Origin of the sequence: Nostoc sp. (genome assembly GCF_036919575.1) — a bacterium.
Classification (GTDB): Bacteria; Cyanobacteriota; Cyanobacteriia; order Cyanobacteriales; family Nostocaceae; genus Nostoc.
Window position 1 is genome coordinate 1 of sequence record NZ_JBALBY010000084.1, and the last position, 26,200, is coordinate 26,200.

General features: G+C 44.1%; 27 protein-coding genes and 1 pseudogene. 12 read left to right on the plus strand and 16 right to left on the minus strand.

The features are described from left to right. The first annotated feature begins 114 nt into the window (after positions 1–114). The gene (locus tag V7K27_RS21990) at positions 115–816 is read left to right on the plus strand and encodes a DUF6753 family protein (RefSeq protein WP_334950246.1); all 702 of its coding nucleotides are present in this window, start codon (positions 115–117) and stop codon (positions 814–816) included. A 152-nt stretch (positions 817–968) separates the two neighbouring features. Continuing rightward, positions 969–1,514: a hypothetical protein gene (locus V7K27_RS21995; RefSeq protein WP_334950200.1), complete on the plus strand. Its 546-nt coding sequence runs from the start codon at positions 969–971 to the stop codon at positions 1,512–1,514. 78 nt (positions 1,515–1,592) lie between these two features. On the opposite strand, the gene V7K27_RS22000 is transcribed toward V7K27_RS21995, so the two are convergent. The 3 genes from V7K27_RS22000 to V7K27_RS22010 all read right to left on the minus strand — a co-directional run bounded on the left by V7K27_RS22000 (position 1,593) and on the right by V7K27_RS22010 (position 3,347). Then, complete coding sequence (locus tag V7K27_RS22000) at positions 1,593–1,907, minus strand: hypothetical protein (RefSeq protein WP_292792833.1); 315 nt, start codon at positions 1,905–1,907, stop codon at positions 1,593–1,595. Positions 1,908–2,092: 185 nt separating this feature from the next. Beyond that, positions 2,093–2,524, minus strand: a complete 432-nt coding sequence (locus V7K27_RS22005) for a hypothetical protein (RefSeq protein ID WP_334950201.1) — start codon at positions 2,522–2,524, stop codon at positions 2,093–2,095. A gap of 172 nt (positions 2,525–2,696) precedes the next feature. After that, positions 2,697–3,347: a primosomal protein gene (locus V7K27_RS22010; protein ID WP_334950202.1), complete on the minus strand. Its 651-nt coding sequence runs from the start codon at positions 3,345–3,347 to the stop codon at positions 2,697–2,699. 329 nt (positions 3,348–3,676) lie between these two features. Between V7K27_RS22010 and V7K27_RS22015 the strand changes: the two genes are divergently transcribed. Further along, positions 3,677–5,383, plus strand: a complete 1,707-nt coding sequence (locus V7K27_RS22015) for an ATP-binding protein (RefSeq protein WP_334950203.1) — start codon at positions 3,677–3,679, stop codon at positions 5,381–5,383. 1 nt (position 5,384) lies between these two features. After that, positions 5,385–5,516, plus strand: coding sequence for a hypothetical protein (locus V7K27_RS22020; RefSeq protein WP_334950204.1), 132 nt, complete (start codon positions 5,385–5,387; stop codon positions 5,514–5,516). A gap of 97 nt (positions 5,517–5,613) precedes the next feature. On the opposite strand, the gene V7K27_RS22025 is transcribed toward V7K27_RS22020, so the two are convergent. Together V7K27_RS22025 and V7K27_RS22030 are read right to left on the minus strand one after the other, a co-directional pair. Then, positions 5,614–5,904, minus strand: a complete 291-nt coding sequence (locus V7K27_RS22025; protein ID WP_334950205.1) for a hypothetical protein — start codon at positions 5,902–5,904, stop codon at positions 5,614–5,616. A gap of 2 nt (positions 5,905–5,906) precedes the next feature. Then, positions 5,907–6,869, minus strand: coding sequence for a ParM/StbA family protein (locus V7K27_RS22030; RefSeq protein WP_334950206.1), 963 nt, complete (start codon positions 6,867–6,869; stop codon positions 5,907–5,909). 566 nt (positions 6,870–7,435) lie between these two features. Between V7K27_RS22030 and V7K27_RS22035 the strand changes: the two genes are divergently transcribed. Both V7K27_RS22035 and V7K27_RS22040 read left to right on the plus strand, forming a co-directional pair. Next, positions 7,436–8,221: a ParA family protein gene (locus tag V7K27_RS22035; RefSeq protein WP_334950207.1), complete on the plus strand. Its 786-nt coding sequence runs from the start codon at positions 7,436–7,438 to the stop codon at positions 8,219–8,221. Beyond that, positions 8,214–8,672, plus strand: coding sequence for a hypothetical protein (locus V7K27_RS22040; protein WP_334950208.1), 459 nt, complete (start codon positions 8,214–8,216; stop codon positions 8,670–8,672). The genes V7K27_RS22035 and V7K27_RS22040 overlap by 8 nt, the downstream gene beginning before the upstream one ends. A 29-nt stretch (positions 8,673–8,701) precedes the next feature. On the opposite strand, the gene V7K27_RS22045 is transcribed toward V7K27_RS22040, so the two are convergent. The 3 genes from V7K27_RS22045 to V7K27_RS22055 all read right to left on the minus strand — a co-directional run bounded on the left by V7K27_RS22045 (position 8,702) and on the right by V7K27_RS22055 (position 10,941). Beyond that, complete coding sequence (locus tag V7K27_RS22045; protein ID WP_409883149.1) at positions 8,702–9,868, minus strand: RNA-guided endonuclease InsQ/TnpB family protein; 1,167 nt, start codon at positions 9,866–9,868, stop codon at positions 8,702–8,704. Further along, entirely contained in the window at positions 9,753–10,340 is a 588-nt protein-coding gene (locus V7K27_RS22050; RefSeq protein ID WP_334950247.1) for an IS607 family transposase, read from the minus strand. The genes V7K27_RS22045 and V7K27_RS22050 overlap by 116 nt, the downstream gene beginning before the upstream one ends. Before the next feature lie 232 nt (positions 10,341–10,572). Then, positions 10,573–10,941 (minus strand): transcriptional regulator, encoded by a 369-nt coding sequence (locus V7K27_RS22055; RefSeq protein ID WP_104906684.1) that lies wholly within the window; start codon positions 10,939–10,941, stop codon positions 10,573–10,575. A 283-nt stretch (positions 10,942–11,224) separates the two neighbouring features. Here V7K27_RS22055 and V7K27_RS22060 point away from each other — a divergent pair, with 283 nt between their 5' ends. From V7K27_RS22060 to V7K27_RS22070, 3 genes are read left to right on the plus strand one after another with little or no spacing between them, the layout of a single operon-like run. Then, positions 11,225–12,118: a MarR family transcriptional regulator gene (locus V7K27_RS22060; RefSeq protein WP_334950210.1), complete on the plus strand. Its 894-nt coding sequence runs from the start codon at positions 11,225–11,227 to the stop codon at positions 12,116–12,118. Beyond that, the gene (gene dnaB, locus V7K27_RS22065; RefSeq protein WP_334950211.1) at positions 12,115–13,470 is read left to right on the plus strand and encodes a replicative DNA helicase; all 1,356 of its coding nucleotides are present in this window, start codon (positions 12,115–12,117) and stop codon (positions 13,468–13,470) included. The genes V7K27_RS22060 and dnaB overlap by 4 nt, the downstream gene beginning before the upstream one ends. Beyond that, positions 13,433–14,284: a hypothetical protein gene (locus tag V7K27_RS22070; protein ID WP_334950212.1), complete on the plus strand. Its 852-nt coding sequence runs from the start codon at positions 13,433–13,435 to the stop codon at positions 14,282–14,284. The genes dnaB and V7K27_RS22070 overlap by 38 nt, the downstream gene beginning before the upstream one ends. A gap of 102 nt (positions 14,285–14,386) precedes the next feature. On the opposite strand, the gene V7K27_RS22075 is transcribed toward V7K27_RS22070, so the two are convergent. Genes V7K27_RS22075 through V7K27_RS22090 form a run of 4 tightly spaced genes read right to left on the minus strand, consistent with a single transcriptional unit; the run spans position 14,387 to position 15,448 of the window. Continuing rightward, positions 14,387–14,677 carry an HlyD family efflux transporter periplasmic adaptor subunit gene (locus tag V7K27_RS22075; RefSeq protein ID WP_334950213.1) on the minus strand — a complete coding sequence of 97 codons (291 nt, stop codon included), beginning with the start codon at positions 14,675–14,677 and terminating at the stop codon, positions 14,387–14,389. 7 nt (positions 14,678–14,684) lie between these two features. Continuing rightward, positions 14,685–14,972 (minus strand): hypothetical protein, encoded by a 288-nt coding sequence (locus V7K27_RS22080; protein WP_334950214.1) that lies wholly within the window; start codon positions 14,970–14,972, stop codon positions 14,685–14,687. A gap of 55 nt (positions 14,973–15,027) precedes the next feature. Then, on the minus strand, positions 15,028–15,213 hold the full coding sequence (locus V7K27_RS22085; protein ID WP_334950215.1) for a hypothetical protein: 186 nt from the start codon (positions 15,211–15,213) through the stop codon (positions 15,028–15,030). Continuing rightward, a complete protein-coding gene (locus tag V7K27_RS22090) occupies positions 15,203–15,448 on the minus strand; it encodes a hypothetical protein (protein ID WP_334950216.1) in 246 nt (81 codons plus the stop codon). The genes V7K27_RS22085 and V7K27_RS22090 overlap by 11 nt, the downstream gene beginning before the upstream one ends. Positions 15,449–16,418: 970 nt before the next feature. On the opposite strand from V7K27_RS22090, the gene V7K27_RS22095 reads away from it, so the two are divergent. Beyond that, positions 16,419–17,225 (plus strand): FAD-binding oxidoreductase, encoded by an 807-nt coding sequence (locus V7K27_RS22095; RefSeq protein ID WP_334950217.1) that lies wholly within the window; start codon positions 16,419–16,421, stop codon positions 17,223–17,225. 199 nt (positions 17,226–17,424) lie between these two features. Next, the gene (locus V7K27_RS22100) at positions 17,425–18,942 is read left to right on the plus strand and encodes an aldehyde dehydrogenase family protein (RefSeq protein WP_334950218.1); all 1,518 of its coding nucleotides are present in this window, start codon (positions 17,425–17,427) and stop codon (positions 18,940–18,942) included. 686 nt (positions 18,943–19,628) lie between these two features. On the opposite strand, the gene V7K27_RS22105 is transcribed toward V7K27_RS22100, so the two are convergent. Continuing rightward, a complete protein-coding gene (locus tag V7K27_RS22105) occupies positions 19,629–21,485 on the minus strand; it encodes an iron uptake porin (RefSeq protein ID WP_334950219.1) in 1,857 nt (618 codons plus the stop codon). 593 nt (positions 21,486–22,078) lie between these two features. Between V7K27_RS22105 and V7K27_RS22110 the strand changes: the two genes are divergently transcribed. Next, the gene (locus V7K27_RS22110) at positions 22,079–22,894 is read left to right on the plus strand and encodes a methyltransferase domain-containing protein (RefSeq protein ID WP_334950220.1); all 816 of its coding nucleotides are present in this window, start codon (positions 22,079–22,081) and stop codon (positions 22,892–22,894) included. 469 nt (positions 22,895–23,363) lie between these two features. On the opposite strand, the pseudogene V7K27_RS22115 reads toward V7K27_RS22110, so the two are convergent. From V7K27_RS22115 to V7K27_RS22125, 3 genes and pseudogenes are all read right to left on the minus strand, one after another. Next, positions 23,364–24,056: pseudogene (locus tag V7K27_RS22115) on the minus strand (ABC transporter ATP-binding protein); the annotation flags it as partial. Between the two features lie 67 nt (positions 24,057–24,123). Beyond that, complete coding sequence (locus V7K27_RS22120) at positions 24,124–25,038, minus strand: ABC transporter permease (RefSeq protein WP_334950222.1); 915 nt, start codon at positions 25,036–25,038, stop codon at positions 24,124–24,126. Positions 25,039–25,074: 36 nt separating this feature from the next. Next, entirely contained in the window at positions 25,075–26,043 is a 969-nt protein-coding gene (locus V7K27_RS22125; protein WP_334950223.1) for an ABC transporter substrate-binding protein, read from the minus strand. Positions 26,044–26,200 lie beyond the last annotated feature (157 nt).

A 26,200-nucleotide genomic window follows, 5' to 3' on the forward strand; every position in this document is an offset into this window, starting at 1 on the left:
TCATGTTTTGGCTCAAATGCCACTTATGAATCCAATTGAAATATCTGCATAATTATTTTTATTTGTCAATAACTTCTACTGGACTGGCTCTCTAGAGGCAAAGGACTGAGCCAAATTCCTTACCCAACTTTACTAGATTTAGCCATTCGAGGTAAAGACGATTCATTTAAAGCTAGGGTTTGGGAAATAGTAGTCCAAACCGGACTTGACCCTGATGACCCAGCATTTCTGATGATGATTGCTACTGGCAGGCTACAAGTGCTGTTGGAAGACAATCCCAAAGAAATGGAAGCAATGTTTGACCTATGGCAAACGCAGCTTTATGACCATCTCCAGACATATGAAAAGGCAGCAGTAAAAGGTCAGCAAAAAGCGATTGCTCAGGCTGTGACGGGATTAATTAGGCGTACTGAATTTGAGCGTGCTATTCATTCAGTTCCCTCTTTAATTGCTGCGGGAATACTGCTATTAATTGCAGCTGGAGTGGGTGGACTGGTAAGTGTAGGCGGAATGTCCTGGTATCAATCTAGTCATCTAGATCCTGCTGGGCCACGCCAACTCACACAAGCCCAAGCCAATGCTTTGGAATGGGCAACCAGTAATGAAGGTAAGTTTGCTCACAACCTAATGCAATGGAATCAAGATTTGCTGAGTCGTGACCAAAACGGTCAACTTACTTGTGCTAAAGATGTCAAGCGTTTGGGGGTAACACTGGAAATTGGAGCAAGTAGCAGAAAAGCCTCGTCCGGGTTCTGCACGTTATGGACATCACCTAGCAATCAACGCCAGTTTGTATCTAAACCACGTCAACCTTGAAAACCATAGTTTTTTGGAATTAGAGTAAAGCTCAGAACTCAAGCCACGACCGAATAATACACTCTCCTTAAAAACTCCAGGTTTCAAAATAGACGGAGTTTAAGTTAAAAAATTAGTTGTCAATTTCTCAATCGTAGAAGAGGATTCAGCAGATGTTTACCTGCAAAGTTAACTGGCTTTGGCTGCTGGTAATAGGAGGTATAGTTACAGCTTGTACCCCTACTACTGTAAATGTCAGTGGCAAGGATGAGAGGAATACGACTCAAGCTCAAGCTCAAACTGTGCCTAATTATCCACCGATGTATGATGTGGATGTTAAAGTTTGTGGCAACATCATTGCCCCGCTAAAAGATGGAAAACGTTGTGTCAATCAACAATTGCGTTTGTGGGGGCCAGTAGGAGAGGCAAAATTAGTTCGTGCTGGTATTTCTCTACCATCAGTTTCTAGCGTAGAGCATAAATTAGCGATCGCCTCAAAAGGCTGTTATCCTGTTTATTCCCAACCTGACCAGCAGCAGTTTTACTGGGCTAATTCCATTATTCAAGTCAACAGGGGAGATACTGCACCCACAGTCGAAGTCAAGCCAACTCAACTTTCAAACCAGCAGATTAATGAGTTAATGACTAGTAAACTTTCCAGTCGGACAATTACAACATTTGGTGGGGTGGGATGCGAAGCTGCATCTTCGGTAAAATAAAGTTTTTACGGTTGAGGGTGGGCGGGGAAAAAAGTTACCCCACATTTTAGTGGGGCTACTGTAAGAACCAGCAGGTAATTATGAAGCTTCAGCCCATCTAGCTGTACGTTGTTGTTTATGAGCTTTGCGCCGCTCCCGTACTGCATCCAAATCTTTCAGTCCATACAGACGTTTGGCGTATGCTAGTAGTTCATTGATGGGAGTTTCGCTATAATCCTGCCGAAACTGAATGTTATGTTCGTTCCAATCAAATTCTTGCTGATTAAAACGTGCTTGAGCAGCAAGTTCTCTGCCTGATTCCTCACGTAAAACTTCTAGTACCATTAATCGCACTTTATCCTGATATCCTATTACTTGATCCAACGCTTTTGTTTGTTGCTGATTACGAGTCATTTGATTATCCTTTGATTAACGAATTACTACATCTCACCTAGATAGCATCGACAGATGCCTTCTGAGTTAGAGTTCACTTTTGAATCTCTTGAATTCAGCAGCAATCGCTGCATTCAATTCTGTTTTTTGGATGCGGGTGGGTGGGAAATAGAATGCCCTGAATTAGATAATTCAGGGCATTATAATTAATCGTCAATTTCTACATCTTCGTCATCTTCATCTTGTTCAAAATCGTCATTTATCAAGTCATCAGAGTTGCTACTTAAACCATTGAGTCCGTCCATTCGTTTAGACCGAGCAGCTTTATGAGAAGCACGTCTATCTCGAATTTCATCAAGATTATTCAAGCCGTAAAGCTTGCGGGCATAATTCACCAGTTCTTTTAATGGTGTATTTACATAGTCCTTACGGAATTGGGAATTGTGTTTGTCCCAATCAAACTCTTGTCCGTTAAATCTCGCTGCTGCTGCTAATTCTCTTCCTGATTCTTCTCGCAATACTTCAATTACCATCAGGTGTACTTTTTCCTGATAAGTCATTACTCGTTCTAAAGCAGGAATATGCCTTTCAATTTTACGTGATGCTTTAGCAGTTTTGCGAGCGTTAGCGTTAACCATGAGAATTACTCCTTGATATTTAGTATTTTTCTCATAGAAACAGCATCGAAAGATGCAATTCGCTCCAATTTAAATTCTTTATTCGGCAAAAAAATAACCTGTATTGTTTGAGGCAATACATGGTTATTTTGGGTTATTATTCTGTCAATTACTGAGAATAAGTCAGAATTATTTACTCGTCTTCATCTGACTCATCTAATTCGTCATCTTCATCTAAATCTTCGTCGAGTTCATCTTCGATATCCTCATCCTCCTCATCTTCATCCACGTCTTCGTCTAGTTCGTCATCTAAATCGTCAAGTTCTTCCTCTTCTTGTTCTTGGAAAGAATTACGACGTTCCAGAGATGCGCGGTTGAATTCAACTAAATCTGCTATTGCTTGCTCTGGGTCAGTGCTGATAGTGTCATACAGCATACTCATGAAAATTGCCACTACTTCTGGTGCATATTTGAGTGCATCTGGTTGTCCAAATAATTTAGTAAATAATTTGGTATTCCATTTCTGCCAATCAAACTTTTTGTTACCACCTTTCTTTTTGACTTGGGCTGCAATATCAAGTCCGAGTTTTTCACGCGCTGCATGACCGATTTTTGTGGAAACACGCGAATCCCGTAGTTGTAATTTAACGCCGTATTCCTTGAAGATTAGGTTCCGCAATTCCTTCAACAATGCTAATGCCTCTTCTTGTGGTGAAGCATTCGCTACCTTTGATTTAGTTGTTGCAGATGTGCCATTGGTTTTGGCAGATGTTTTAGTATTAGCTCCGTTGCGATTGTTGTTATTGGTTCTAGTGATTCCTTCGGAGCGCTTTGCGTAGGCCATTTGACAGCTTCCTTTAATGAAGTGAATTTTTCACCTCCTTGCCGCAATCGCGGCTTTCACATCCATTTCATTTCAATTTAATTTTTTTGCGATTTCAAACCTGTCTTTGCTGCGGCGACAAATTTATGCTTTTAAGAGATAAAGAAACGCAGTAGGAGCAGTTTCTGAAATTAACACTGTGATGGAGGCGATGCCTGCGGCGGGCGTAGCCATCGCTCTTTTTCACGTCATAAATATAGCCAACCTATTAGTGATAATTATCCGTGTGGCTAAAGCATCAGTAATAAATTTGCTCTACAAGGGGAAAGTAAGTTGTTAAAGTAAGGTTTATGAAGTTGACAGACTGGCCTGCTCTGGCTGACCAAAATACTGCAATTGTAGCTTTGGAGTATCATACGCCTGACAGAATGCAGATATTACAGCAGTTTTACCATTGGGGTGAAGAGCGTTCTTTGTCAATCTTTGTCTGGAATCCTGGTTACTGTGGACTACAGCAATTAATTCAGCATCAAGGTCAGTACATCTTACAGTTAACTGACAGGGGTAAAGACGGGGACATTATTCAGTATCTTTTGGAGGAATATCAACCAGGCATTTATTTACTGGAGGGAGTGCTAAATGAGGGTGATGGGAGCAAAATCAGTCAAAAATGTAGCTATCAATTACTCAATGCCTGTCATCAAGCTCTCTGGAGTCAGCAACATCATTACTGGGTGTTATTGGAAACTTACGTTCAACTACCTCTAGAATTACAGCCTTTTATTCCTGTACTGTCAAATCCACTTCCAGACCAACAGCAGGTGCAGATAGTTGTGGAGCAGTTTTGTGATGCCTGGGTTGGGCGTAGTCATCCCCGGCTTCAGCAGTTTGCAGAGTGCGATCGCGTTCGCGTAAGCGTCCGCTCTGCGGAAGCGCTGCTGCGTTCGCGTAGCGTCTCGCAGAGAAGCGCAGATCGTCTACGGCACAGCGTAACCGATCGCAATTCTTGGTTAAAGACAACAGAAAAAACATCAGCACTGCAATTGCTCTTTCGTGCCTGTCAAGGTTTACCCATAGGCGAGATAAATATGCTACTACAGCAATGTCTAGGTTTTGCAGAGCAGCTTGAGGAAATCTCCCAATTAGTCCTAGAGCATAAAGTTAGCAAACTGCGGGGTCGGGGTTTAGAGTACATTGCTCAACCGGATGTACCTTCAGCCGGGGGATTAGATTTACTGGAGAAAAGGTTGGAAACTATTACCTGTCTACTTCAACCTAAAGCAAAGCAATATGGATTGAAGTTTCCCACTGGGATGCTCTTATGGGGGCCACCGGGTACTGGTAAAAGTCTTTCTGCCAAGTTAGCAGCTAAGAAAATGGGATTGCCACTGTTAGCAGCTAATTGGGGTGTACTACTGGGCGATCCTCATCCCGACAGAGCATTAAAGGAGTTTATTGCTTTGGTGACTTCTCTTGCTCCCTGTGTACTTTATTGGGATGACTTTGATAAAGGCTTTGCTGGCTGGGACTCCAATGCAGATGGAGGTGTGGCACGGCGGCTATCTGCTGCTTTGTTGACTTGGATGCAAGAGCATCAAGAGCCAGTTTATACCATTGCTACTGTCAATCGCTTGTCAATGCTACCTGCGGAATTAGTGCGCCGTTTTGATGATATCTTTTTTGTGGATTTACCCCATGAAGGGGCAAGATATGAAGTTTTCAATCTACATCTAGCTAAGTATTTTCCAGGGTTTCGAGACAATAACTCACCTTGGAGCGATGATCAATGGCGTAGACTTTTGGCTGAATATCGCATTTGCAGTCCAGCAGAAATTGGTAATGCAGTCCGTCGTTGTGCTGAGTCGGCTTTTTATCAAGGTAGACCTGGGGAAATTGAGTTTGAGGATTTGCTGAAACAGCGACAAGAATTCACACCAGCTATGGAGCGAGAGTCAGAACAGATACAGGCAATTCGCAATCAGGCTATTTATGCTAAACCTGTGGCTAGTCTGGATGTTTCTCGATTTGCTTATCAGCATCGGGAGTTATTTGGGTGATATGAGTGGAATTTTTGAAATTCAGCTTGTGTTGGATTTTAAAATGCCGATGGTAGAAGTATGGTTGGGATTATTGCTGGGTGGGTTTACATTAGAACAACGTGGTAATTTTTATCACAACCAAAATATCTGAGTGAACAGCTCTCTAACTTCGACTGGTGACATCCTTGGGCGCTGACTCTGAGACTACAGCACCGGCTGACCAACCTCACGGGAGCCCTATATTTCCCTTACAAATCAAAATCAAGGCTGAAGGTTTGGTCATCAGAATCCTCTGGTTTAGAGTCTGTAGATAGCTCTTGAGTCGGCTGAATAAGTTGGTTTGACTCAGTATTAATCGGGGTGAAAGCTACTTGTTGAGTGGGGAATGTACCCTTTCTGAAAGCAAAATAACAATCAATGATAAAGTAAAGCGTCTCCAGGTAACTTTTACCTAATTGCTGTGATTCTGCAAATATCCGCTCACGGTAGCTATCTTTGATCCGAACTTTTTCCGGTGTCAAGTCTTGTTTGTCTGCCATTGTTATAACTTCCCAGATGTGGTTGTTGGATTTTTGCTCATAATGGTTTTTGCCATTTCTAGAAGCCCAAAAACATTAGCTTCCACTGGATTATCCAGAATTTTGAAACCGTTCTTTTCTAAGAGCTTCTTAAATCCAGGTAAGAGGCAACCTCCACCTATAGCCCAGATTTCATCCCCTTGGTGCTTGGCATCAAGTGTCAAATTCACCACTTTCTTCAAGTATTTTTCATACCAATCTTTCAAACAAGCACTGTATATATCTTTGATATCGATGTCACGGCTGTACTTGGTATGTCCCATTTCCAAACAAAACCGGATCTTGGAGGCATCCCCGATTTTTCCGCCATTTAGATGTTTCATTTTTTGGGAAATATCATCAATGAGAACTTCTACACCGATGGGGTAGGCGGTGTGAACTTCTCGTTTCCCCTGGTTGTAACGAGAATACAAAGTCGTACCATTACCAAAGTCTAAAATGGTTAATTTTTTCGGTAGTTGATGCCCAAACAATGCACCCATACCCTCTAGTACAACTTTCAGCACTTCTACTTTCACCTCTGATTGTTTGCCAGCAAGTATTGGCTGATATTCTCCACTTAGCACTTTTTGCAATTCATCAGTCAGACCAACATCATGTAAGCTGACGACTAATTTTAAATGCCAAGCCTTACGGTGTGGTAGATGTGCCAATGCACCGAATAATGTCAATAGCGCATTATTGACTTTGTTTTCATTGTTATCTGTGTTTCGGTCAAAATGATATCCTGTGCGGAAAGCTGATTCTCCGACTGTGTAAGCACTACCGTTAAAAACTACTCGCCCGGGGACATCTTCCATCTCGGCATTGGTTATATAGCTGGGGACACGAACTACTTCAAAGCCATCGACTAAAAGTTTTAGGCTTCCATAACCGTTATCAAAGCCAGCAGGAAAAATTTTTTGTAAGGTGTGAATGTTCGACATTGGGGGAAAGATAATACGGTTGAATTTGTGAAAGTTATCAGTTGAGGAGATATGGGGGAGCAGAGGAGAGAAGAATAAAATGACTACCTCTTTTTTCTCCAGTCTCAAGAGCTTATCATACCCCCTTGGGGGCTAAGTGGGGTACAAAGTGTCAAACAGTCAAATATACCCCATAAAACACCCATATATACCCTATATAGGGGTCAAATACTTATCGAAGTCCTGAATCTTTTTGGGGGCTATATAGGGGCTATATAGCCCCCAGCAGCATTTTTGAAGTTTTATTTTATTCATAAAATAAAACTGGTTTACTACTAGATTATGTCATTATACAATTTAGTTATTTATTAATGACTAAATTCTGTCTTGACTAAAATCAGCAACAACTAAACGGGACAAAAACCTATCTTTACAGCTATCTTCTCGAAGAGTAGGACTTTTTGAGAGCTAAAGTAATGACTAAATAGCGTTAAGCACAATTTAGTCATTTGTAAATGACTAAATTATATAATGACTAAATAACTTAAAAACAGCATTATGCATTATGATATTGACTAATTTACACCATGCTGCTGGTAGTCAGTAAAATGTTAATTCTTACTTGTGCATCCTTGTCCGGTGGCCAGGGAAAAACAACTGTTGCAATCTTGTTGGGTAGAATGCTTGCTCAAACAGGACAGCGTGTACTGATGATTGATGCCGATCCCCAAGCGAACCTAACTTTTTACCTGGGGCACGAAGTTCAGCAGAATCAACCCACGCTTCTAGAAGTTCTCAAAAAACAGATCAATACTGAAGATGGTATTTACGAAATCGGAGAAAACCTATGGTTAATTCCTGCTGATGATGGATTAGATAATGCTCAAGAATTTTTGTCTGGGAGCGGTATGGGAGCTATTGTTCTGAGCAAACGCTTAAAAGAGATATCAGATTTATTCCAATACTGCATTGTCGATGCGCCACCTCAGCGATCGCAAATCTGCCTTACATCGTTGGGGGCAGCTGACCATATCATCATTCCTGTAGAAGCATCATCCAAAGGTGTAAATTCTCTCATCCGAACTCTGAGTTTAGTTGAGGAACTTCAAGAAATTGATGCTTTTTCAGGGATAGTGCTTGGCATCTTGCCATTCAGAGATAAATGGGTAGGTAATAACCAAGTCGCACAAAGTAAGGCGAGTATCAGTGCAATGCGAACAATTGCCGAAGAAATAGTCGTTTTACCTTCAATTTTAGAATCTGAACAATTTAAAAAGGCCATAGATAAAGGTGTAAGTTTGTCCTCTCTAGGCTTTGAACAACTCGAAACTCCCTTCCAACAAATTATCGAGAGGTTACAAAAGAATGTCTGATGTTTTTGAGCGCCTTAAGAAAAAGACACGTCCAAGTGTTCCAGCACGGGATACAACACTTGTAAAAGTACAGCATGATAACTTACTAAATGACGAAATTACTGAATTTAGTCATTTACCTGAAAAACCAAAACCAGATTTAGATAGTGAGGAAGTAATAAACGATAAGGTAAGCACTTCTAATCAAGAACAGCAGTTAGAGTTACCCCAGATCATCAGGCGAACAATCAGGTTAGAACAGGATATTGATACCAAGCTAGATACCTTTTGCAATGTAAATAAAATTACTAGAGATACTTTCCTAGAAGGTGCATTTATCGTCTGCTCAGAAAATGAGGAATTATTGCAAGAGGTACTAAACCAAGCTAGAAAACGTTATCAACAGCGTAAACAAGCTGGTGAACAACGCAAATTTCAGACATTGGCTAAGAAAATCAACGTTAACGATTAAGTTAACCGATACCTTTTTGCTAACATTCATTAACAAATACACTCTTGGAGAGAGGGCGTATCAACCAATGCACGAAGGAAAATCCCTCGCGCACCATTTAGATCCCGGCTCATCACTTGCCCATCAGATGGAGACTTGACGAATTTAGCGCCACCAAGATTGGGGATTATTTCACCAGTCCAACTGACTGTTTTTGATGTGTATGCCTCGTTAACATCCATAACTGACTTGCTAGTTTCAAAAGCTTTGTGCTTAAGAAACTGCTTAAATCGGTAGTGGGAGAGTGTTAACATCTGGCGTACTGACTTTGACCTAATTCGCCGCTTTGCTTTCTTAGACATCTGAGATGTTTCAAAAGTTGGTAGCAAAATAATGTCAAAGTTGTCAACCAAAAATCGAGCAGTTTTCTTGTGCAGTTCGTCTACAAGATTTTTGATTTTACCTCGTAGTGAACTTGCCGCAAGTTTCATTCTTCTTTTCTGTTTGCATTTAGCTTTGGTGAGTTTAGAAATCAACTTATCTAAGCGGAAGCATAGCTTCTGAATTTGCAAATTAGCAGCTGTTCCAATTTCACCAAAACTAGATTCAGAAAAGAATGTGATAAACGTCCTGATGCCGGGGTCAAGTGCCACAACGCGTCCTTGGTTATCAGATTTTTCTTGTGGCACGTTCTCTGGAACTGTCAGATAGTAATCACGGTAGGCAAATATTAAACGACAGTCGCCAAAGCTTTGCGGCAAGGCTTCTTTGAAGATTGCCTCACCTAATATAGTGTGGTAAATTCCTAAGTCTTTTACCGCAGACTTGGGAATGTAGCAAGATTGTACAGTGTCTTTCCTTGACCTAAATCTAACCTTGCTAATACCACCACCATTTTTAAATTTTTTCTTGGCGTTACTAACAGCTTTACAGGCATCTTTGATGGCGATTGATTTAATTTGATAAGGGACTGATTTACTCCATTCTGGTAGTCCATTCAATATGTCAGTCTTAATCGCTTTCCAGTTAGCCTTGATGCTAGAATCTTGCAGCGATTTAACAGTAGTGTTATAGACAAATCTAGACACACCAAACCAAGATTTAAGAATCTGCCTTTGTGCCGCCGTGAGGAAGATCCGGATCTTCCTTGATTTTTTTACTGTACTTCCTGAATCCGTGCATCCGACAAGAGAAGACGTAGAGGATGGAGAGAAGATCCGAGGTAAGTTCTGATTCGGGGCAGTGTACAGTATTGTCGAGAACCACGATTTGTCCACCGTTTTGCTCGACCATGTACTGAATAAGCTCGAATCCAAACCTTGCGAGCCGGTCACGACAGGCAATAACAAGCGTGAGCTTATCTCCTCGCATAAGTCTGTCCAATAAGGCTTGCAGTCCTTTCCGCTTGAAGTTGATTCCACTGCCAATGTCTTTGATGATTTCGGCATCTGGGTAGAGTGATTGCATGTAAGCAATTTGTCTACCAAGGTCGTCTCGTTGTTTGGTTGAACTGACTCGGCAGTAACAAATAAAGGAGAGCTTCTGGCTTGCACCACGGAGGTAAGACTCGACGTTAAACAGTCTTTGCCCTGCCTCGTTTTTGATGCTTTCGATCTTGCCATTACCTGCGTACTTCCTTAAAGTGTTTGGATGCAGTCCAAGTCTTTTGACTGCTTCTCGTAGTGGTATGGTTTATGTACCACTACGAGAAGCATTTGTTAGTATACGTAATCTATTGTTAGCAAATAGTTAGCTATTGGCTAACCCTAATCCATCCGTGAGAGGTTAAGGTAATTGCACTAATATCTGGGATGTTGTAGGAAAAAGCAGTAATTCTCATAAGGAGAATTGCTGGATATTTGCAACTTGGTGGATAATTACTCTTAGCCAAATTCTATTACCAATGGTGAGTTATAAAGCTTTAAGTAAGGAACTGCACTGGATCTGTAGCCTCACGGCTGTTATTCACAAAAATATCAGCAATTAGTCGTAAAACTTCAGCTTGTTCTTCTGGAGGTGCTTCAGCAATCAGCGATCGCAGGCTAATTCCTGGCCTCTGACCAAATAACTCAGATAAATACCATACCCTAGCTTCTACCGGAATAGCCAAAAGTAGCGATATTAGTTTTGATGCTCCTAGATCCGCCTTCCCGCGACGAAAGCGGGATAACATTACTTCCGACACTTTAGCCTGTTCAGCAGTTTTCTTCGCTTCCAAATTGAAGCGATTCATCATCTCATCGAATAACTGCTGATAACTTTGAGTTTTTTCTGATACAAAACTTTGCATTGCTTTGCTAATTATACTTAAGTTTAACGGTTATACTATTTGATGTTTGATGAAACAACAACGATGATGTATACCCTAATCTTACCAAACTCTTGCTAGGAGTGCTTTTTTCCAGACATATCTTTAATCTTCAGATTACTAGCATAGCCATCAAATAAATACCTTGTCACGATTGAATATAAAAGTTCGTTGACTAAGTGTTAATGATGGACACCTAAAAAATTAGTCTCTATCCCAACGGATCGAGGTGAAATTTTGTCTTTTCATTTGTATTAGCAAAATTGTGACACAACCAAATTCAAAAATTCAGGGACGTTTCTATCCACTTCAGCATGAAGAATGGCTGAAAGCCTGCCGTGAACTCACACCAGCACAGAGGGATATCCTCTACTACATCCGAACCATTGATCCTTATAACCAAGGGATTGACATCAATGCCGCCGAGGTAGCTCGTAAGCTGTCAGCACCAGAGCGGATAGTCCACAGGCAAACTGTAAGCCGCGCTCTCAAGGAATTAGACGCAAAGGGATTCATTGATCTAGAGCTATTGCAAGTCAGAACCAAGGTGAAGCCAAAGGGATTATGGTGCAATAACACACCTGAATTTATTGAAGACACCGATGGTGTGATGACGCACCCAAGGTGTGATGACGCACCCAAGGTGTGTGAAGACACCGATGGTGTGATGACGCACCCAAGGTGTGATGACGCACCGAGCGCGATCGCCACGCACCATGCTGGATCACCACGCACCACGCTGGATCATGACGCACCATGCGCGATCGCCACGCACCATGCGGAGGCTGAAAGCCTTGTGGAGAGGGGATTACAAAACCCTAAGATCAATAAGAATTATTTAGACTTTATAAAGACTCTCTCAGAAGACGAGCGAGCGAATTTTTGGAAATTTTGTGAGGAAAAAACCAAAAATCTTAGCCAGCCAGTGAACGACATTGAGGCTTGGTTAGCTCATAAGAACAAAGCCGGAAGAAATCGCTGGGAGGTTTATTACGAAAAATATCTGGCTTCAAAACAGGTACAAGCCAAAAAAACTGAAACAAAAAATGCTCGAGACGAATTCCACCGAGAAATCGAGGAACGGCAGCGACAGGCTCAAAGAGCTTGGGAAGAGTCGCAAAGGCAAAATCTCGCTCTTGATACTGGAGGTGCGACGTGATTGATAAATTGCCACCCCAAAACATCGAAGCGGAAGAGGCGATTTTAGGCGGTATCATGCTTGACCCAGAAGCAATCGGTAGGGTGAGCGATCGCTTAATTCCCGAAGCCTTTTACATTAGCGCCCATAAAGATATCTATCAAGCCGTCCAGCGCCTTCATTACTCTGGTAAACCCACTGATTTACTCACAGTTACAGCTTGGCTTACTGACCACGAAATGCTTATCCGTATCGGCGGGAGAAATAAATTAGCAACTCTGGTAGACCGCACAGTGTCAGCTGTCAACATTGACGCTTTAGCCGAGTTGGTAATGGACAAATTCGCGCGTAGACAGTTAATCAAGGCTGGAAATGAAATTGTACATCTGGGTTATGAGACAGAAACTGAGTTACCACAAATCCTTGACCAATCAGAACAGAAAATTTTCCAATTATCTAATCAAACCCTATCTTCAGACACTGAACACAACAGCACGATTAACGTTGCTGCTTACGAGGATTTAAATTCAGGAAACCCCATTTACCCTACAGGACTTCATGAACTCGATAATTTGATGGTGGGATTTGAAAGCGGCACACTTACCATAGTTGCTGGTAGGCCATCAATGGGAAAGTCCCAGATCGCCTTGTTTTTGGCTTTCCAAATGATACTGTTCCATGAGCTACCTGTGGTCATCTTCTCCTTGGAGATGACAAAGAAACAATTGGAGTACAGGCTGTGGAGTTTAATTAGTGTTAGCAACGCTTACAAGCATTTAGAGTTAACGCCACTAAAAAGCGATCGCATTCGCAGACATCGCTCAGGTAATAAACCCCTAGCAGACTGGGAATTTACAAGCATTGCCAAAATCGTCAGTGTTGCTTCAGAACTACCGCTTTATATGAATGACTCAAGGGGTATCACCGTTTCACAAATTGCATCAGAATGCCGTCAAATAAAGGCCAAAGAGGGAAAACTGGGGTTAGTTGTAGTTGATTACCTGCAAATGATGGCAGAGGATTCTGGAGGGAACCGCAGCTATGAACTAGGAGATGTGGCCAGAGGACTTTACAAAATGGCAGGGGAACTGGATGTACCCGTGCTAGCACTGTCGCAAATCTCTAGGGGAGTTGAGGGCAGACAGAATAAGCGCCCAATGATGAGCGACCTTAGCCAATCGGGAATTTTAGAAATGGTGGCAGACAATATTATTCTCGCTTACCGAGATGAGTACTACAACTCAGATACTACAGATCAAGGAATATTAGAACTCATCATGGCTAAGGCACGACACGGTGAAACAGGCACAGCAACGGTATTTTTTGACAAGTCCTATGGAATTATCCAGAATTTGCGCTCCAGAAATATTTGAGTCTTCAAACTGCTGTCAAAATCATCCCCCTCCTGTATCGGAACTTTTACTGGGGGGTATTGATAATAGCCCTAGTAAAAACTTTGAACAAATAGAAATACCCCCCAGTAAAGATAACCCTAGTAAAAAGCCTGGACAAATAGAGATATCCCCCGGTAAAGATAGCCCTAGTAAAAAGCGCAGAAATTGGGGTGAGGGTAACGGCACTATTCATTGGCGCACCATTACTAGGGGTGGAAAGGACTATCCCCAGGCTTACTATCATTGGCAGGAAAAAGGGAGAAAGAAGACCAAGTACATTCCCAAGCATTTACTTGGGGATATTCAAGAAGCAGAGTTCAAGAAGCGCCCAATTAGAGAAATTTTGACATTACTGGGTGTTGTGCCTAGCCCTAGTAAAAACACATTACTGGGGGATATCGAAAATAGCCCTAGTAACGATGTTGAACAGTCAGAGATACCCCTCAGTAAAAACAGCCCTAGTAACGATGTCGAGCAGTCAGAAATACCCTCCAGTAAAAATAACCCTAGTAACAATGTCGAACAGTCAGAGATAACCCCCAGTAAAGATAGCCCTAGTAAAACTAGACGACACAAAGGATTAGGTAGTGGCTCCATTCAGTGGAAAACCATCACCCTTCACGGCAAAGATTATCCCCAAGCTTGGTATCACTATGAGTTTTGGAAGGATGGTAATCGCCTGGTTAAAAAGTGCAAGTATATTCCAAAACGACTATTAGAGAGAATAAAGAAGCTAGAAGCAGATAAAGCGCCAGTTAGAGATATTTTGTCAATATTGCGAGTAAAATTATAGAAAAACTTCAGAAAAGCCGTGCAAATCGTAAATAACACTTAATTTGTTTTCACTGATTTTTCTTGTCAGTGACCAAAACTTTGTGAAACATCTTAATCTCCTTCATCGCAATGGAATTTCGGCATCCGCAGGCATTCCCGGTTTTGCTAGCCTACTCGGTTGCTCCAAGTTCAGTTTACACCAAACACCTGTTGTACTCGTTGCTTTAAAAGACTTTTGGTGTTTGGGATCGTTATTTAGATAAACATTGGCAAGTTGTCCGACGCGAACTTGAGCAATTTGCCCACCTGGAATAAGGCCCCGCAGATAAACTTGGCTCAAGTCTACAACTCTCAGCAGCAAGGGACGCGATGGCAGAACCACCCTACCGGGTTCAACACTGCGTGTTGTCATAACGCCATCAATTGGGCTTTTCACCGTCAGATTGTTCAAGTGACTCTTGAATCAGTTGTTGATTAGCTTGGGCAGTTTTCACGTCAGCTTGGGCGGCTGCTAGTGTGTTGTGTGCCTGTTGTGCTTGTGTCTGCAATCGACTGACATTAGTTTGTTGTCTCCCTGGATTCAGGGTTGTGGTTTGTGCTTGCGTCAATTTTGCCTGAGCAATGTTAACAGCTGTTTGTGCCGCTTCGACAGCAGCTAAACGGCTTTGCAAAGCAGCTTCGGCAGTGTTGTGAACGCTTCGCGCCACGTTAGAGCGCTGTTGCGTTTCGGCTCCTTCGATCGCAAGATGGGCGTAGCGATCGCTATCTACCCGCGACTTTCCCTTGGGTGTCGCCCTGAGATTGTTGTAAATTTAGATTCGCATCCCCTAGTTGATCTGCCAGAACCGAGATTTGTAAACGAGCGTAGGCTTCTCGTTGTTTTGCGGCGTTTACCTGTGCTGTGGCGGCACTCAGTTCGGATTGCACTTCTTCATCACTAAGACGCACTAATAATTGTCCTTAGCATGATTTTCATTAGTCCGCGTGCTGCGCGTTCGCAAAGCGTCTCGCAGAGAAGCGCGATAGGCGGACGAAAGTTTGTATAGCCGCGATTTCCAATCGCCCAATACTTTTCAAACATCCTAATAAAGCAATGAAGATAAATCGCGATCCACAAAGCTGCAATCACTGCTCCAGCAATTCCACCAGGCGGGTCAATCCGAATACTTTTTTGTGTATCCATTGATGTTCCTTTATTTTGACAAGAATAAGTATAATGTTTTGCCGTTAAATATTATGTTTGAGTAAATGTTTTACTTTATGTAAGTAGGTGGGTGGGAAAATTTATAAGTATGTCATTGCGAGTGAAACGGAGTGTAACGAAGCAATCACAAGGACTTTGGCGGTTTTACATTTTGTTACATAGTTAGGTTAATTTGTGCCTACCTACTTATAAGTTATACAAATTCTCATAAAACATTCAAAAGTGGTAGATAAAGTTGAATTTATTTACCTAGCAAGATACAAGAAGAATTTGATGGTTTCTGATTTAATGATACATCAGGCAGCTAATCAGAAAATTTGCGAAATTCGAGAGTTAATCGACAAAAAGTAGTGTACTTTCCTGGGTTCGACTAAAGCTATATAAACCTGAGTTCGGGATAAGCTGAAACCTTGATTATGTCGTTAGTTGGGCTGGGGGAAAGCCTTATTCTTCGTCCAAGTAATCAAATTTGAACCCTTAACCCGAACTGACGTTATATAAAGGTTTCGTTTAAAAACAAATAATTTGGGGTTGCTCTAATGCTAAGTCCTGTGTTAACAGTCAGTATCTTTCAAAGACAATCCGACTCTAAAGTATTTTCAGTAGGCCAGTTTCGGTTGCTGCCAAAAGGTCTTCTGGCGACAACCGAAACTGTACAATCGTGCGCACTCAACTTCCTACTTGCGAGGGAACGCGATAGCAATTATTCTTCATCCTTTACGAAATAGGACTACCAGTGTGATAAATCGCACTGGGATTCAAGATTGTGATGACCGTTTAATGCTCACTGCTACGAAATTATGGAACTTCTACTTAGTCGCAGCTCGATCGTGATCAAACAAAACAGAGCTGGTCGGAATTTTACTGCAAGGTCAAGTTATTTCTCAACAACTCTAATAATTTGCACACTACGTTAGTTATTCAATCTACAACCTGAAGAGGAAAAACTATGACAACTACGTTTGTTGACAACCGTGCTTATTTCAACGATCTCACGGCATTTCTCACAGGTCAGCTTCTGCTCCCTGATGACGCTGCCTATGAACAGGTGCGCCCACTCTGGAATGCGAAGGTGAAGACCCAACCTGCCGCGATCGTGCGTTGTTTGACTGTGCAAGATGTCATTCATACGGTTCGCTGGACACGTGCACATGGGCTGCCCCTCTCTGTTCGAGGTGGAGGACACGATTTTGCCGGACGAGCGTTGTCTGAGAACGGTGTCACGATCGATTTGTCCCAGATGAGATCCGTCACTATCGATCCAGACGCGCGCACCGCTCATGTTCAAGGTGGAGCAACGGCTAGCGACCTCATGGAGGCAGCACAGAAATATGGATTGGCAACAGCCACAGGAAACTGCTCCACCGTTGGAATGCCTGGACTTACCCTGGGGGGAGGATATGGTCCGCTGATCGGTGCTTATGGACTGGCTGCCGATAACCTGCTGTCCGCACAAGTGGTGACTGCCGACGGGCAGCTTGTGACTGCCAACGCCGAGGAACATCCAGACCTGCTTTGGGGACTGCGCGGCGGCGGCGGTAACTTTGGAATCGTCGTTTCCCTTGAGTATCGCCTGCATCCGCTCACGACGGTGTTATCGGGTATGCTGCTGTATCCTCTCGATCAAGCCAGAGCAGTGTTACGACGTTTTAACGAGTTCATCGCCACGGTACCCGATGAATTGACGATTCAATCTGGGTTCATCCAAATGCCAGAGGGCTTGACGGTTCTCTGTCTCTTACCCGAATGGCACTAAGAAAAGGGAAAATCGTTGAGGCAGCAGGGGTGCAGAGGAGCAGGGGAGAAAGAAGAAGGAAGAAGCATACGGACAGAAACAAGAGGCATACGGAAAGAAGCAAGAGAAATTCTCCTCTGCCCCTCTGCACCCCTGCTCCTCTGCAATCCTTACGCCGCCTACCCTTCAGCTTAACTTAGTGCCATTCGGAGCAGTAACTATGTCAGTAACGATGGATAAGAAAGACTCAACAATGAATATTGATCTGCGATCGCCAGCGCTAAACTGGATTAATGGTGAGTGGGTCGATTCAGCGCAGCATACCGAGAGCATCAACCCAGCCACGGGTGAGGTCATTGGAACTTACGCGGATGGTGGGCGTGAAGAGGCGGTTCAAGCGACCAACGCTGCGGCGCAGGCTTTTCGAGAATTAGACTGGAAGGACAGTCGCGCACTCCGGGCCCGAGTTTTGAATCAGATTGCTGATCGCTTTGAAGCACGGCGAGACGATCTGATCGAGATTCTCTCGCTCGAAAACGGCAAAGTCCATGCTGAAGCAGCATTTGAAGTCGAGATGATTCCAAGCAAGTTTCGGTACTGGGCATCTGTCGTTCTGACGAATTACGGACGAGCTTTAGAAGTTTTGCCGGGACACTTTTCGATCGTCACTCGGTCTGCGATCGGTGTTGCTGGAATCGTGGCACCCCTTAATTCGCCGCTCGTGCTTACCGTGCGTTCTCTGGCACCAGCTCTCGCTGCTGGTGTCACCACAGTGCTTAAATTACCTGGCAATACAGCACAAATTAACTATCTCTTTAGTCAGGTACTGGCTGAAGCTGCCGATTTGCCACAGGGTGTAATCAACGTCTTCAGCGAAAGCAGAGGCAGAGGTGGATCGTCCTTTCTCATGGATTCAAAAGATATTCGTGTGATCAGCTTTACGGGAAGCACGCAGACAGGGAAGGCAATTTCTGCAACAGGGGCAGCGACGCTCAAGCTGTTTCAGACCGAACTTGGTGGCAAAACACCGATGATCATCTTCGACGATGCTGATCTTGAGGCGGCTGCGCCAAAAGTTGAGAAGGCACTCACGACCTTTGCGGGTCAGTTCTGCATGACAGGTTCCCGGCTGTTGGTGCAGCGTGCTGTTGCCGATCGCTTTCGCACGCTAATCACCCAGCGACTGGAAAACGTTAAAACAGGACCTGCGTCTGATCCGTCCAGCGATATGGGACCTCTCATCGACAAGCTGAACGTCGCTCGTGTTGACAAGATGGTGGAGGAAGCGATCGCAGCGGGTGCAAAGGTGCTAGTACGCGGCGGTCCAATTGTCGAAGGTCCACTCGCCAGTGGTGCGTTTTACCGCCCAACCCTGCTAGAAGTGACCGATCCAAAAATGACGATCGTTCAGGAAGAGGTCTTCGGTCCAGTCCTGACGATGCAAATCTTCGATACTGAGCCAGAAGCTGTGCAGCTCGCCAACGATAGCGAGTATGGCTTGGCTGCGAGCATTTGGACTCGCGATGTTGACCGCCCAATGCGCGTTGCCCGCGAGATCGATGCAGGCACGATCTGGATCAACGATTGGGCGATCATTTGGGACGAGTTCGAGGAAGGCGGATTCAAGCGAAGCGGTAATGGAAGGCTGAATGGACTAACAGCGATCGATGAATTCCTGGAGTACAAACATATCGCCTTCAACTCAGGCACGCTCCCCAGTGTTGGCGTTTCTGCCTAATAATTGAGCTTGGCTCCAAGTCTTAAGTCCTTCCTAAATAAGCTGCACAACCATCAAGCCCGATTATCCGGTTCGCTTAACAATACCGTTGCCAATTTACGAGGGTGGGTTGATGACGCTTTCACTATTAACTCGCTGTTCTCTGAGGTTTGGCAAAAACAATAAGTCCTAAAAATTCCTTTAAGGTTTCCCACAAGGTTTTTTTAACGTATTGCCCGCAATATAAAGGTTCTGACAGTCCAATATATCTCGTAAGCTAAACGCTTATGTATGAGGATTTTGCCAGTTTTTGCCAAAATTTCTGTAGGCTCTTATTTTGGCAAAGGTATTGATCGACAGTTCACATTTGTTCATCATTAGGGAACTCCCTCTAGCCCCTGACCGCATTAGGCTGGCAGCTTCGGTTACTTTCGTGGTCTGCACTCCGACTGTTTCGTTACCTACTAGGTCGTGACCGGACTCCTGAGAGTCTTTTACGTGAGGGTAAAGGGTGTGAATCCCTTAGCAAAGACGGCTCTGCATACTAAACGACCATTTCAGGTCGCGCCGGACTGATTACCGTGATTCACTAAACAACGAATCGCACAAATCTTCCAAATCTGTTAATGCAACTCGCAATGGAGCCGACATCTCGTAGCACCTTTTTTTGGACTTCCTCTATCTTATATTTTATTGTAACCACCTACTTAGAAGCTGAACTGCGTGCGAATACTGCCCACAAACACTGTTGGATTGCTCTCGAAGTTATTGGGGTTGAACACTGCATAAAACGTTGGCACAATCGCAATATTCTCACTCAATGGATAGAAGTAGGAAGCTTCTAGTTCATATTGGATGCCACCATCCCCTGCACCTGAAGCAAAGAATCGGCTACCTCTGATGATGTCCATCGGCATCAAGAAAGTGACAGTTCCCTGTGCGCCTTCTTTGCCTAAATCGGGGAAGGCAACCCCAACTTGGAAGGCTTGCGTATCGACTTTTGCATCGATTGGGTTCAATTGCATGGATGCAAAGCTATAGCGCCCAAACAATCCAATTCCACGGGTAATCAGCCAATCAAAGTTGATGCCGAACATACTTCCAGTTGCAGATTCTAGTCCGCCTCGAATGCCTCCTTCTGAGAATCCAGCACCGGCATCTAAGTAGCCGTAAGGTATGGGTTCTCCAATCGAACCGCCAACTTGCCCGTTAATCGCTTGAATTCGCGTATAATTGTACTGTAAACGTAGATTAAAGTTAAAACTCGGCGAGAAAGTGAGTTCGGCTGAAGTTGTGTTCGTTCCGCCGAAAAGCCCTTGCGATGGATTGCTAGAAGAGTTAAAGCCAAATTGGGGTGAAAGAAATTCTGTGTTCTCGCCTAAATATCCGACTGCTAAACGAAGTTTCGAGTTGATACCCCACTCAATAACTGCACCGGAACCTCGAATGATAGAGTTCGACTGAGTACTATTTGAGGAATCGAGGCTTGCACCTGAATTCAAGATAGAGCTAAGGCGGTTGATGTCAAAGTGGCGATTCCAGTTGATCCGAGGTCCGACCGTCAATTTGATTGCGTCATTTAGCGAGAAACTATAGAAAAAGTCTTTGATGACAACATCGTTTTGACCGATTTCGCTTCCCGCAGTTTGATCGAAGAAGGGAACACCAGCCGAATTATAGAAGCCTGCAGAAGCATATTGGTTATAAGGCGATCGACCATTTCCTGATGCCAACTGGGTAACTAATTGATCCTTGCCGGTGAAGGATGTGAGGAAGGTTAACCAGGCATGATAGCTAGCTGTAATTTGTGGATCGCGAGCAATGCCGCGTGTAGGCTGCCCACCTGTTCGAGTGGCAAAGAATCGACCTTCGGCGTTACCTTCACTACCTCTAGGACCTTCAAACTGAACGTCGCCGCTTGCGCCTGCCCCTGTGATATTTAACCAAGCATATCCAAACAGTTTAGTGGTTGTCGAGAACTGTTGTTTTTCAAGGGGTGTAGTGTGGGCTTCGACAGAATGAACGCGACCGCGTAAGATAGCAAGTTCGGCGGCGAATTGTTCTTGCAACTTTTTTAAGATTGTCAAGTCTTCTTTTTTAACAACATTTGCGGTGGCGTAAGGATTCAGTTCGTTTACGCGCTCAAGACACGCATTCAAACCGACTGCAAATTCATATCGGGTTAAAGCGTGATTACCGCGATAGGCTCGGTCAGGATAGCCTGCAATACAGCCGTAGCGCTTGACGAGAGATTGCAGGGCTTGAAATACCCAATCAGTTGGTTTAACATCCGTAAGCTGCCAAACGGGAGTGACTTGCATCATTTCAGTTGTAGGCTTGGCTTCGGTCGAGTTGAGATCGGAGTTGTTGACTCGATCAAAGTTTAGCGTTGCGTCTTTTGCATCTGATTTTACTTTTTCAAAGGCGCTATGTTGATTGACCTCAGCACTGTCAATTGTAGAAATATGAGATTGAAGTTTTTCTGCAGCTTGAGCAGACTGCATCCAATATAAAATCGTTGGAACTGTTAACCACAGCTTCCAGTATTGACAAGATTTTAACATTTTCTCTCACTCACATTAGAAGAAAAGATTGATTAATAATCAGGAGGCAAAAAAGCAGCACCGCAACGCCAAAACGAAAAGTATTTCTGGCTTTGGAACTTAATTATTTCTATATAAAATAACTCATGATTACTTAGCTACACCGTATTAGATTGACTTATTTGGCTATGCTGCAAACAACATTATCAACATTTTCTGCTAGTGCTAGCTGCTGATGATGAGTCTGAACCTGTATTCAAATGATAGCTTTTTCGTTTAGCTTTATTTTATTACTCTCAGTAATAGTACATAATTTTGGATATTGTATAGCAATCCTAAATGAATTACGAACAAAAAGATCCCCGACTTCTTCAAGAAGTCGGGGATCTGAGCCTCTCGGCGTTTATAAATCAAATAGGATTGCTATAGTAAAAAGACTAAAGTTAAGTTGTTACGAATAAATTCATTAAATTTTACAATTTTTATGAATAATAAAGCCAGGACGGGAGCAACTGGCATTCATGTGCGTAAGTCCTGAAAAGCTCAAGTTCAAGATTGTGGTAGACTCGTTACTAAAGATTTGTGTAGTCAGTTTGTATAAAAGGGAGGCACAGATGTCCCAAGCCCAGGAGTATATTCTCGGCACCAGCTTGACCGAGCAGAAGCGCTTATTAAAACAAGGCACACTCTTTGAGGCAGAAGCTTGCTGGCTGCTCGATCAAGTGGGACTCCAAGCGGGCGCACGGGCGATTGATTTAGGATGTGGACCGCTCGGCATCCTCCATCTCTTGGCAGAGCGCGTGGGTTCTACCGGAGAAGTTGTGGGTGTAGACCGTGAGGCACGCCTACTGGACATGGCGCGAACCATTGTAGCGGATCGACGCTTACCAAACGTAGAGCTGTTCAAAAGAGATGTCACGGCGACAGGGTTGCCCCGTGCCGCTTTTGATCTGGTGCATGAACGGCTCGTCCTTATGATGACCCCACACACCAAGCAGATGCTGGCAGAAATGGTAGCACTTACCCGACCCGGTGGAGTAGTGGCAGTCCAAGATTTAGATGTCGTGTCCCATATTTGTGAGCCAGAACATGCGGCTTGGTTGCAACTGCTCACCACTTATCATCGCGTCTATCAGGCGCGTGGTCTTGACGGTTATTTGGGACGCCGATTGCCTGGACTGTTGCGGGCGGCGGGACTCGTCGAGGTACAGGTCAAAGTCCATACCCAGGTATCTCACGTTGGCGAATTCGGTCAAACGCTGTTTCTTGACATCATTGAAGGGTTGCGTGATCACATCATTGCAGATGGACTGCATATACCCGATGAACTAACCGCGCTGGTTGAGGCGTTGCGGGAACATCTGAACACCCCTGGTACCTTGGTAGTGCAACCGTTGTTGTTTCAGGTGTGGGGACGCAAGCCCGTCTGAAGGTAGACGAGCGCGTAAGCTAATCGGCATTTAAATTGCAACATAGCCGCTATTACCTTTATTTTTTATTTGACGCATTCATTGACCTTGCTACTATCCACGTCTGGATTAACAAAATATTATTAGTGGGATAGGTTCTCGTAACTATAAAGTTTGGGCATGGGTCAAAGCGATCGCGCTCCTCCCGAAAAGGAAAGGGATTACTTCAAGTTTATCCCCAAACCGCCTTGGCGGTTGCTATACATGCAAAATGGGAGACGATGCAAAGTTTTGTTAATATAGTTGCAATGCGCTAAGTATTATGTTGTGAGAAATAGCTTCTCTCACTTTCCTGGCGCAGAATATAGTGTCTTCTCTTCAACTACCAGCATTTTAATTAGTTTAATGTGTAAAAATTTTAATTTATATAAGTATTTTCACTAAAAAAATGCTTATTAGCTCAACTGAGGAATAATTCATCATCCGCCAATTACTCACCCCTCACTCGCTCAAATTGGTCTAGCAAGTCATTCACCGTTAAACGGGTACGCGCCACACCTGCAATATCAAAAATCACGCGACCTTGGTGGAGCATCACAGTGCGATCGCCCAAGCTCAACGCTTGCTTCAGACTATGGGTAACCATCAGTGTCGTGAGCCCACGTGTACGCACTAGCCGATCAGTCAAGCCCAAGATATCCTCGGCAGTTTGCGGATCTAAAGCTGCCGTATGTTCATCTAATAGCAAAATCTCCTGCTGAGACGACAATGTTGCCATCAGTAAGCTAATCGCTTGCCGTTGACCTCCCGAAAGCAACCCCATCCGGTCAGTTAGGCGATTTTCCAGCCCCAGCCCTAAGTCCACCAAAGCTTCACGTAGATGCGCCCTCATACGATTAGTCAAGGCAAAGTGTAAACCGCGTCTTTGACCCCGATGAGCAGCCAGCGCCAGATTTTCTTCAATGGTCAACTGTGTACAATAAGCTGCTAGGCTATTTTGAAACACGCGACCTACGAGTTTAGCGCGACGTGATGTCTTCCAAGTCGTTACATCACAATTTGCCATGATGACGCGGCCCCGATCGGGCGTTTGCTCACCGCTGAGTACATTGAGCAATGTGGATTTGCCGGTGCCGTTGCTGCCAATCACCGTGATAAATTCACCTGCTGCAATCTCTAAATTCAAACCGTTAAGCACCCGCAGAGCTAGAGGCGTGCCGGGATTGAATGTCACCGTAATGTCTTGGAGACTAATCATGTTGCGTGGATCTGCGTAACTTAAGCACCCAACGGCTCTGGGGCAAAATCAACGCCAAGGCCACTAACACAGAGGTGATTAAATTTAAATCCTGGGCCTGCAACCCTAAAAAATCAGCATTCAGCGCCAAGGCCACGAGTGCGCGATAGAGAATCGAGCCAATGACCGCGCTTGTCGTAATCCAAATCAATCGACGGCTAGTTATTAAACTTTCCCCCACAATCACTGCTACCAACCCAAACAGGATTGTACCTACACCCATTTGCACATCCGCAAAACCGTTAATTTGTGCAAACAACGCCCCCGAAACCGCCACAAGTCCATTGCTGATCGCCATGCCTAGAAGAATTAAGCGCTCAGTGTAAATCCCTTGAGCACGCGCCATGACTGGATTCGCGCCTGTCGCCCGCAGCGCCAACCCTAACTGGGTAGCAAAAAACAAGTTCAATAACCCTAAAACAATTGCTACAACTATAGTCAACACAATCGTAACGCCAAAGGGTTTGAGCAGAGCAGGAATCTGACTAAGCCAGGGGTCTAAGGTGGAAATGATAGTCACCTGATTCAGCAAAGAGAGATTCGGTTGACCCATAATACGCAGGTTAACTGAATACAAACCACTCATCGTTAAGATGCTCGCCAGCAAATTGAGAATTTTAAATTGCACGTTGAGGGCAGCTGTACACAATCCTGCTAACATGCCCGCAATAGTAGCCCACAGCGTTGCCTCCCAAGGATTCATTCCACGTACAATTAGCGTCGCAGCAACTGCACCCCCCAAGGGAAAACTAGCATCTGCCGTTAAGTCAGGAAAATTCAACACCCGAAAAGATAAGTAAACCCCAAAGGCGACCAAGCCATAGAGCAAACCTAATTCCAATACTCCTGACAACGCTGCTATATTCATAATCTGTTTTAATTTCAGAATGCTGTAATTACTAAATTACTGAATCACTTTACTAGCGGTTTTGAGAACGTCAGCAGGAATCTTAACACCCATAGTGGCAGCACTTTTAACATTAATCACTAAGTCGCTTTTACCAGGTACCTCTACGGCGATCGTGCCCGGTTTTTCACCTTTTAATATCCGCACCACGATTCGCCCGGTCTGCCGTCCCACATCTTGATAATTAAAGCCCAAAGTCGCAATCGCGCCTTTTTCTACCGAGTCATTATCGCCCGCGTAAATCGGTATTTGATTCTGCACACCGACTTTGATGACACTTTGCAAAGCGGTAAGGACTGTATTGTCCTGGGGCATATAAATCGCATCCGTGCGACCGGTCAAACTTTTGGCAGCGCTGACGACTTCGCTAGAATTGGCAATAGCGACTTCCACGATACTAAGACCCTGCTTAGAAGCAGCTTCTTTGAGTAGTTTAACTACATAGGTTGAGTTGGCTTCCCCCGCGTTGTAGATTACGCCAATCCGTTTTACTTTCGGTGTAATCCGAGTAATTAATTTGAGATGTTCCGCTACGGGTGTCAGAGTACTGACACCCGTAATAGAGCCATTTGGTTGTTGCAGATTTTTAACGAGTTTAGCGCTCACAGGATCAACCACTGCTGAAAAGACGATTGCGGTTTTGGGTGCTGTCTTGAGCACCGCATTCGCCACCGTTTGGGCAGATGGGGTGGAAATCGCGACGATCACGTCGGGAGCTTCTCCAGCAAATTTTTTGGCAATCTGAACCGCCGTACTTTGATTGCCTTGGGCGTTGAGCCACTGCCATTTCAGATTTTTATCCGCTTCAAATCCTTGGGATGCCAGTTCTTCTTTGAGACCATCACGCACTGCATTGAGGGCCGGAAGCTCAACAATTTGGGTAACGGCAACGGTTTTAGTACTTTTATCTGCATTGCCCGTAGAAGGCGTTTGGCCATTAGAACAAGCTGCAATTGCAACGACCAAGGAGCTGCACAAAGCAAATTTAAAACAGGAGCATATCATAAAAACACAACGAAAACTCAGTCCCAATTTTACCCTGTTGCGAAGAAGCTGAACCGTTGCTCCTTTAAATCCATTTCGTGCTGAACAAGGACTATGGTGATAAGCTAATCGGCATTAG

What these genes read in the sequence shown, in the direction of transcription:
- V7K27_RS22010 (WP_334950202.1), bottom strand. Translation starts at nt 3,347, where the DNA reads ATGGCCTACGCAAAGCGCTCCGAAGGAATCACTAGAACCAATAACAAC.
- V7K27_RS22055 (WP_104906684.1), bottom strand. Translation starts at nt 10,941, where the DNA reads ATGCAAAGTTTTGTATCAGAAAAAACTCAAAGTTATCAGCAGTTATTC.
- V7K27_RS22000 (WP_292792833.1), bottom strand. Translation starts at nt 1,907, where the DNA reads ATGACTCGTAATCAGCAACAAACAAAAGCGTTGGATCAAGTAATAGGA.
- V7K27_RS22110 (WP_334950220.1), top strand. Translation starts at nt 22,079, where the DNA reads ATGTCCCAAGCCCAGGAGTATATTCTCGGCACCAGCTTGACCGAGCAG.
- V7K27_RS22035 (WP_334950207.1), top strand. Translation starts at nt 7,436, where the DNA reads ATGCTGCTGGTAGTCAGTAAAATGTTAATTCTTACTTGTGCATCCTTG.
- V7K27_RS22040 (WP_334950208.1), top strand. Translation starts at nt 8,214, where the DNA reads ATGTCTGATGTTTTTGAGCGCCTTAAGAAAAAGACACGTCCAAGTGTT.
- V7K27_RS22090 (WP_334950216.1), bottom strand. Translation starts at nt 15,448, where the DNA reads ATGGATACACAAAAAAGTATTCGGATTGACCCGCCTGGTGGAATTGCT.
- V7K27_RS22030 (WP_334950206.1), bottom strand. Translation starts at nt 6,869, where the DNA reads ATGTCGAACATTCACACCTTACAAAAAATTTTTCCTGCTGGCTTTGAT.
- V7K27_RS21995 (WP_334950200.1), top strand. Translation starts at nt 969, where the DNA reads ATGTTTACCTGCAAAGTTAACTGGCTTTGGCTGCTGGTAATAGGAGGT.
- V7K27_RS22095 (WP_334950217.1), top strand. Translation starts at nt 16,419, where the DNA reads ATGACAACTACGTTTGTTGACAACCGTGCTTATTTCAACGATCTCACG.
- V7K27_RS22070 (WP_334950212.1), top strand. Translation starts at nt 13,433, where the DNA reads ATGGAATTATCCAGAATTTGCGCTCCAGAAATATTTGAGTCTTCAAAC.
- V7K27_RS22015 (WP_334950203.1), top strand. Translation starts at nt 3,677, where the DNA reads ATGAAGTTGACAGACTGGCCTGCTCTGGCTGACCAAAATACTGCAATT.
- V7K27_RS22075 (WP_334950213.1), bottom strand. Translation starts at nt 14,677, where the DNA reads ATGACAACACGCAGTGTTGAACCCGGTAGGGTGGTTCTGCCATCGCGT.
- V7K27_RS22105 (WP_334950219.1), bottom strand. Translation starts at nt 21,485, where the DNA reads ATGTTAAAATCTTGTCAATACTGGAAGCTGTGGTTAACAGTTCCAACG.
- V7K27_RS22100 (WP_334950218.1), top strand. Translation starts at nt 17,425, where the DNA reads ATGTCAGTAACGATGGATAAGAAAGACTCAACAATGAATATTGATCTG.
- V7K27_RS22120 (WP_334950222.1), bottom strand. Translation starts at nt 25,038, where the DNA reads ATGAATATAGCAGCGTTGTCAGGAGTATTGGAATTAGGTTTGCTCTAT.
- V7K27_RS22005 (WP_334950201.1), bottom strand. Translation starts at nt 2,524, where the DNA reads ATGGTTAACGCTAACGCTCGCAAAACTGCTAAAGCATCACGTAAAATT.
- V7K27_RS22020 (WP_334950204.1), top strand. Translation starts at nt 5,385, where the DNA reads ATGAGTGGAATTTTTGAAATTCAGCTTGTGTTGGATTTTAAAATGCCG.
- V7K27_RS22025 (WP_334950205.1), bottom strand. Translation starts at nt 5,904, where the DNA reads ATGGCAGACAAACAAGACTTGACACCGGAAAAAGTTCGGATCAAAGAT.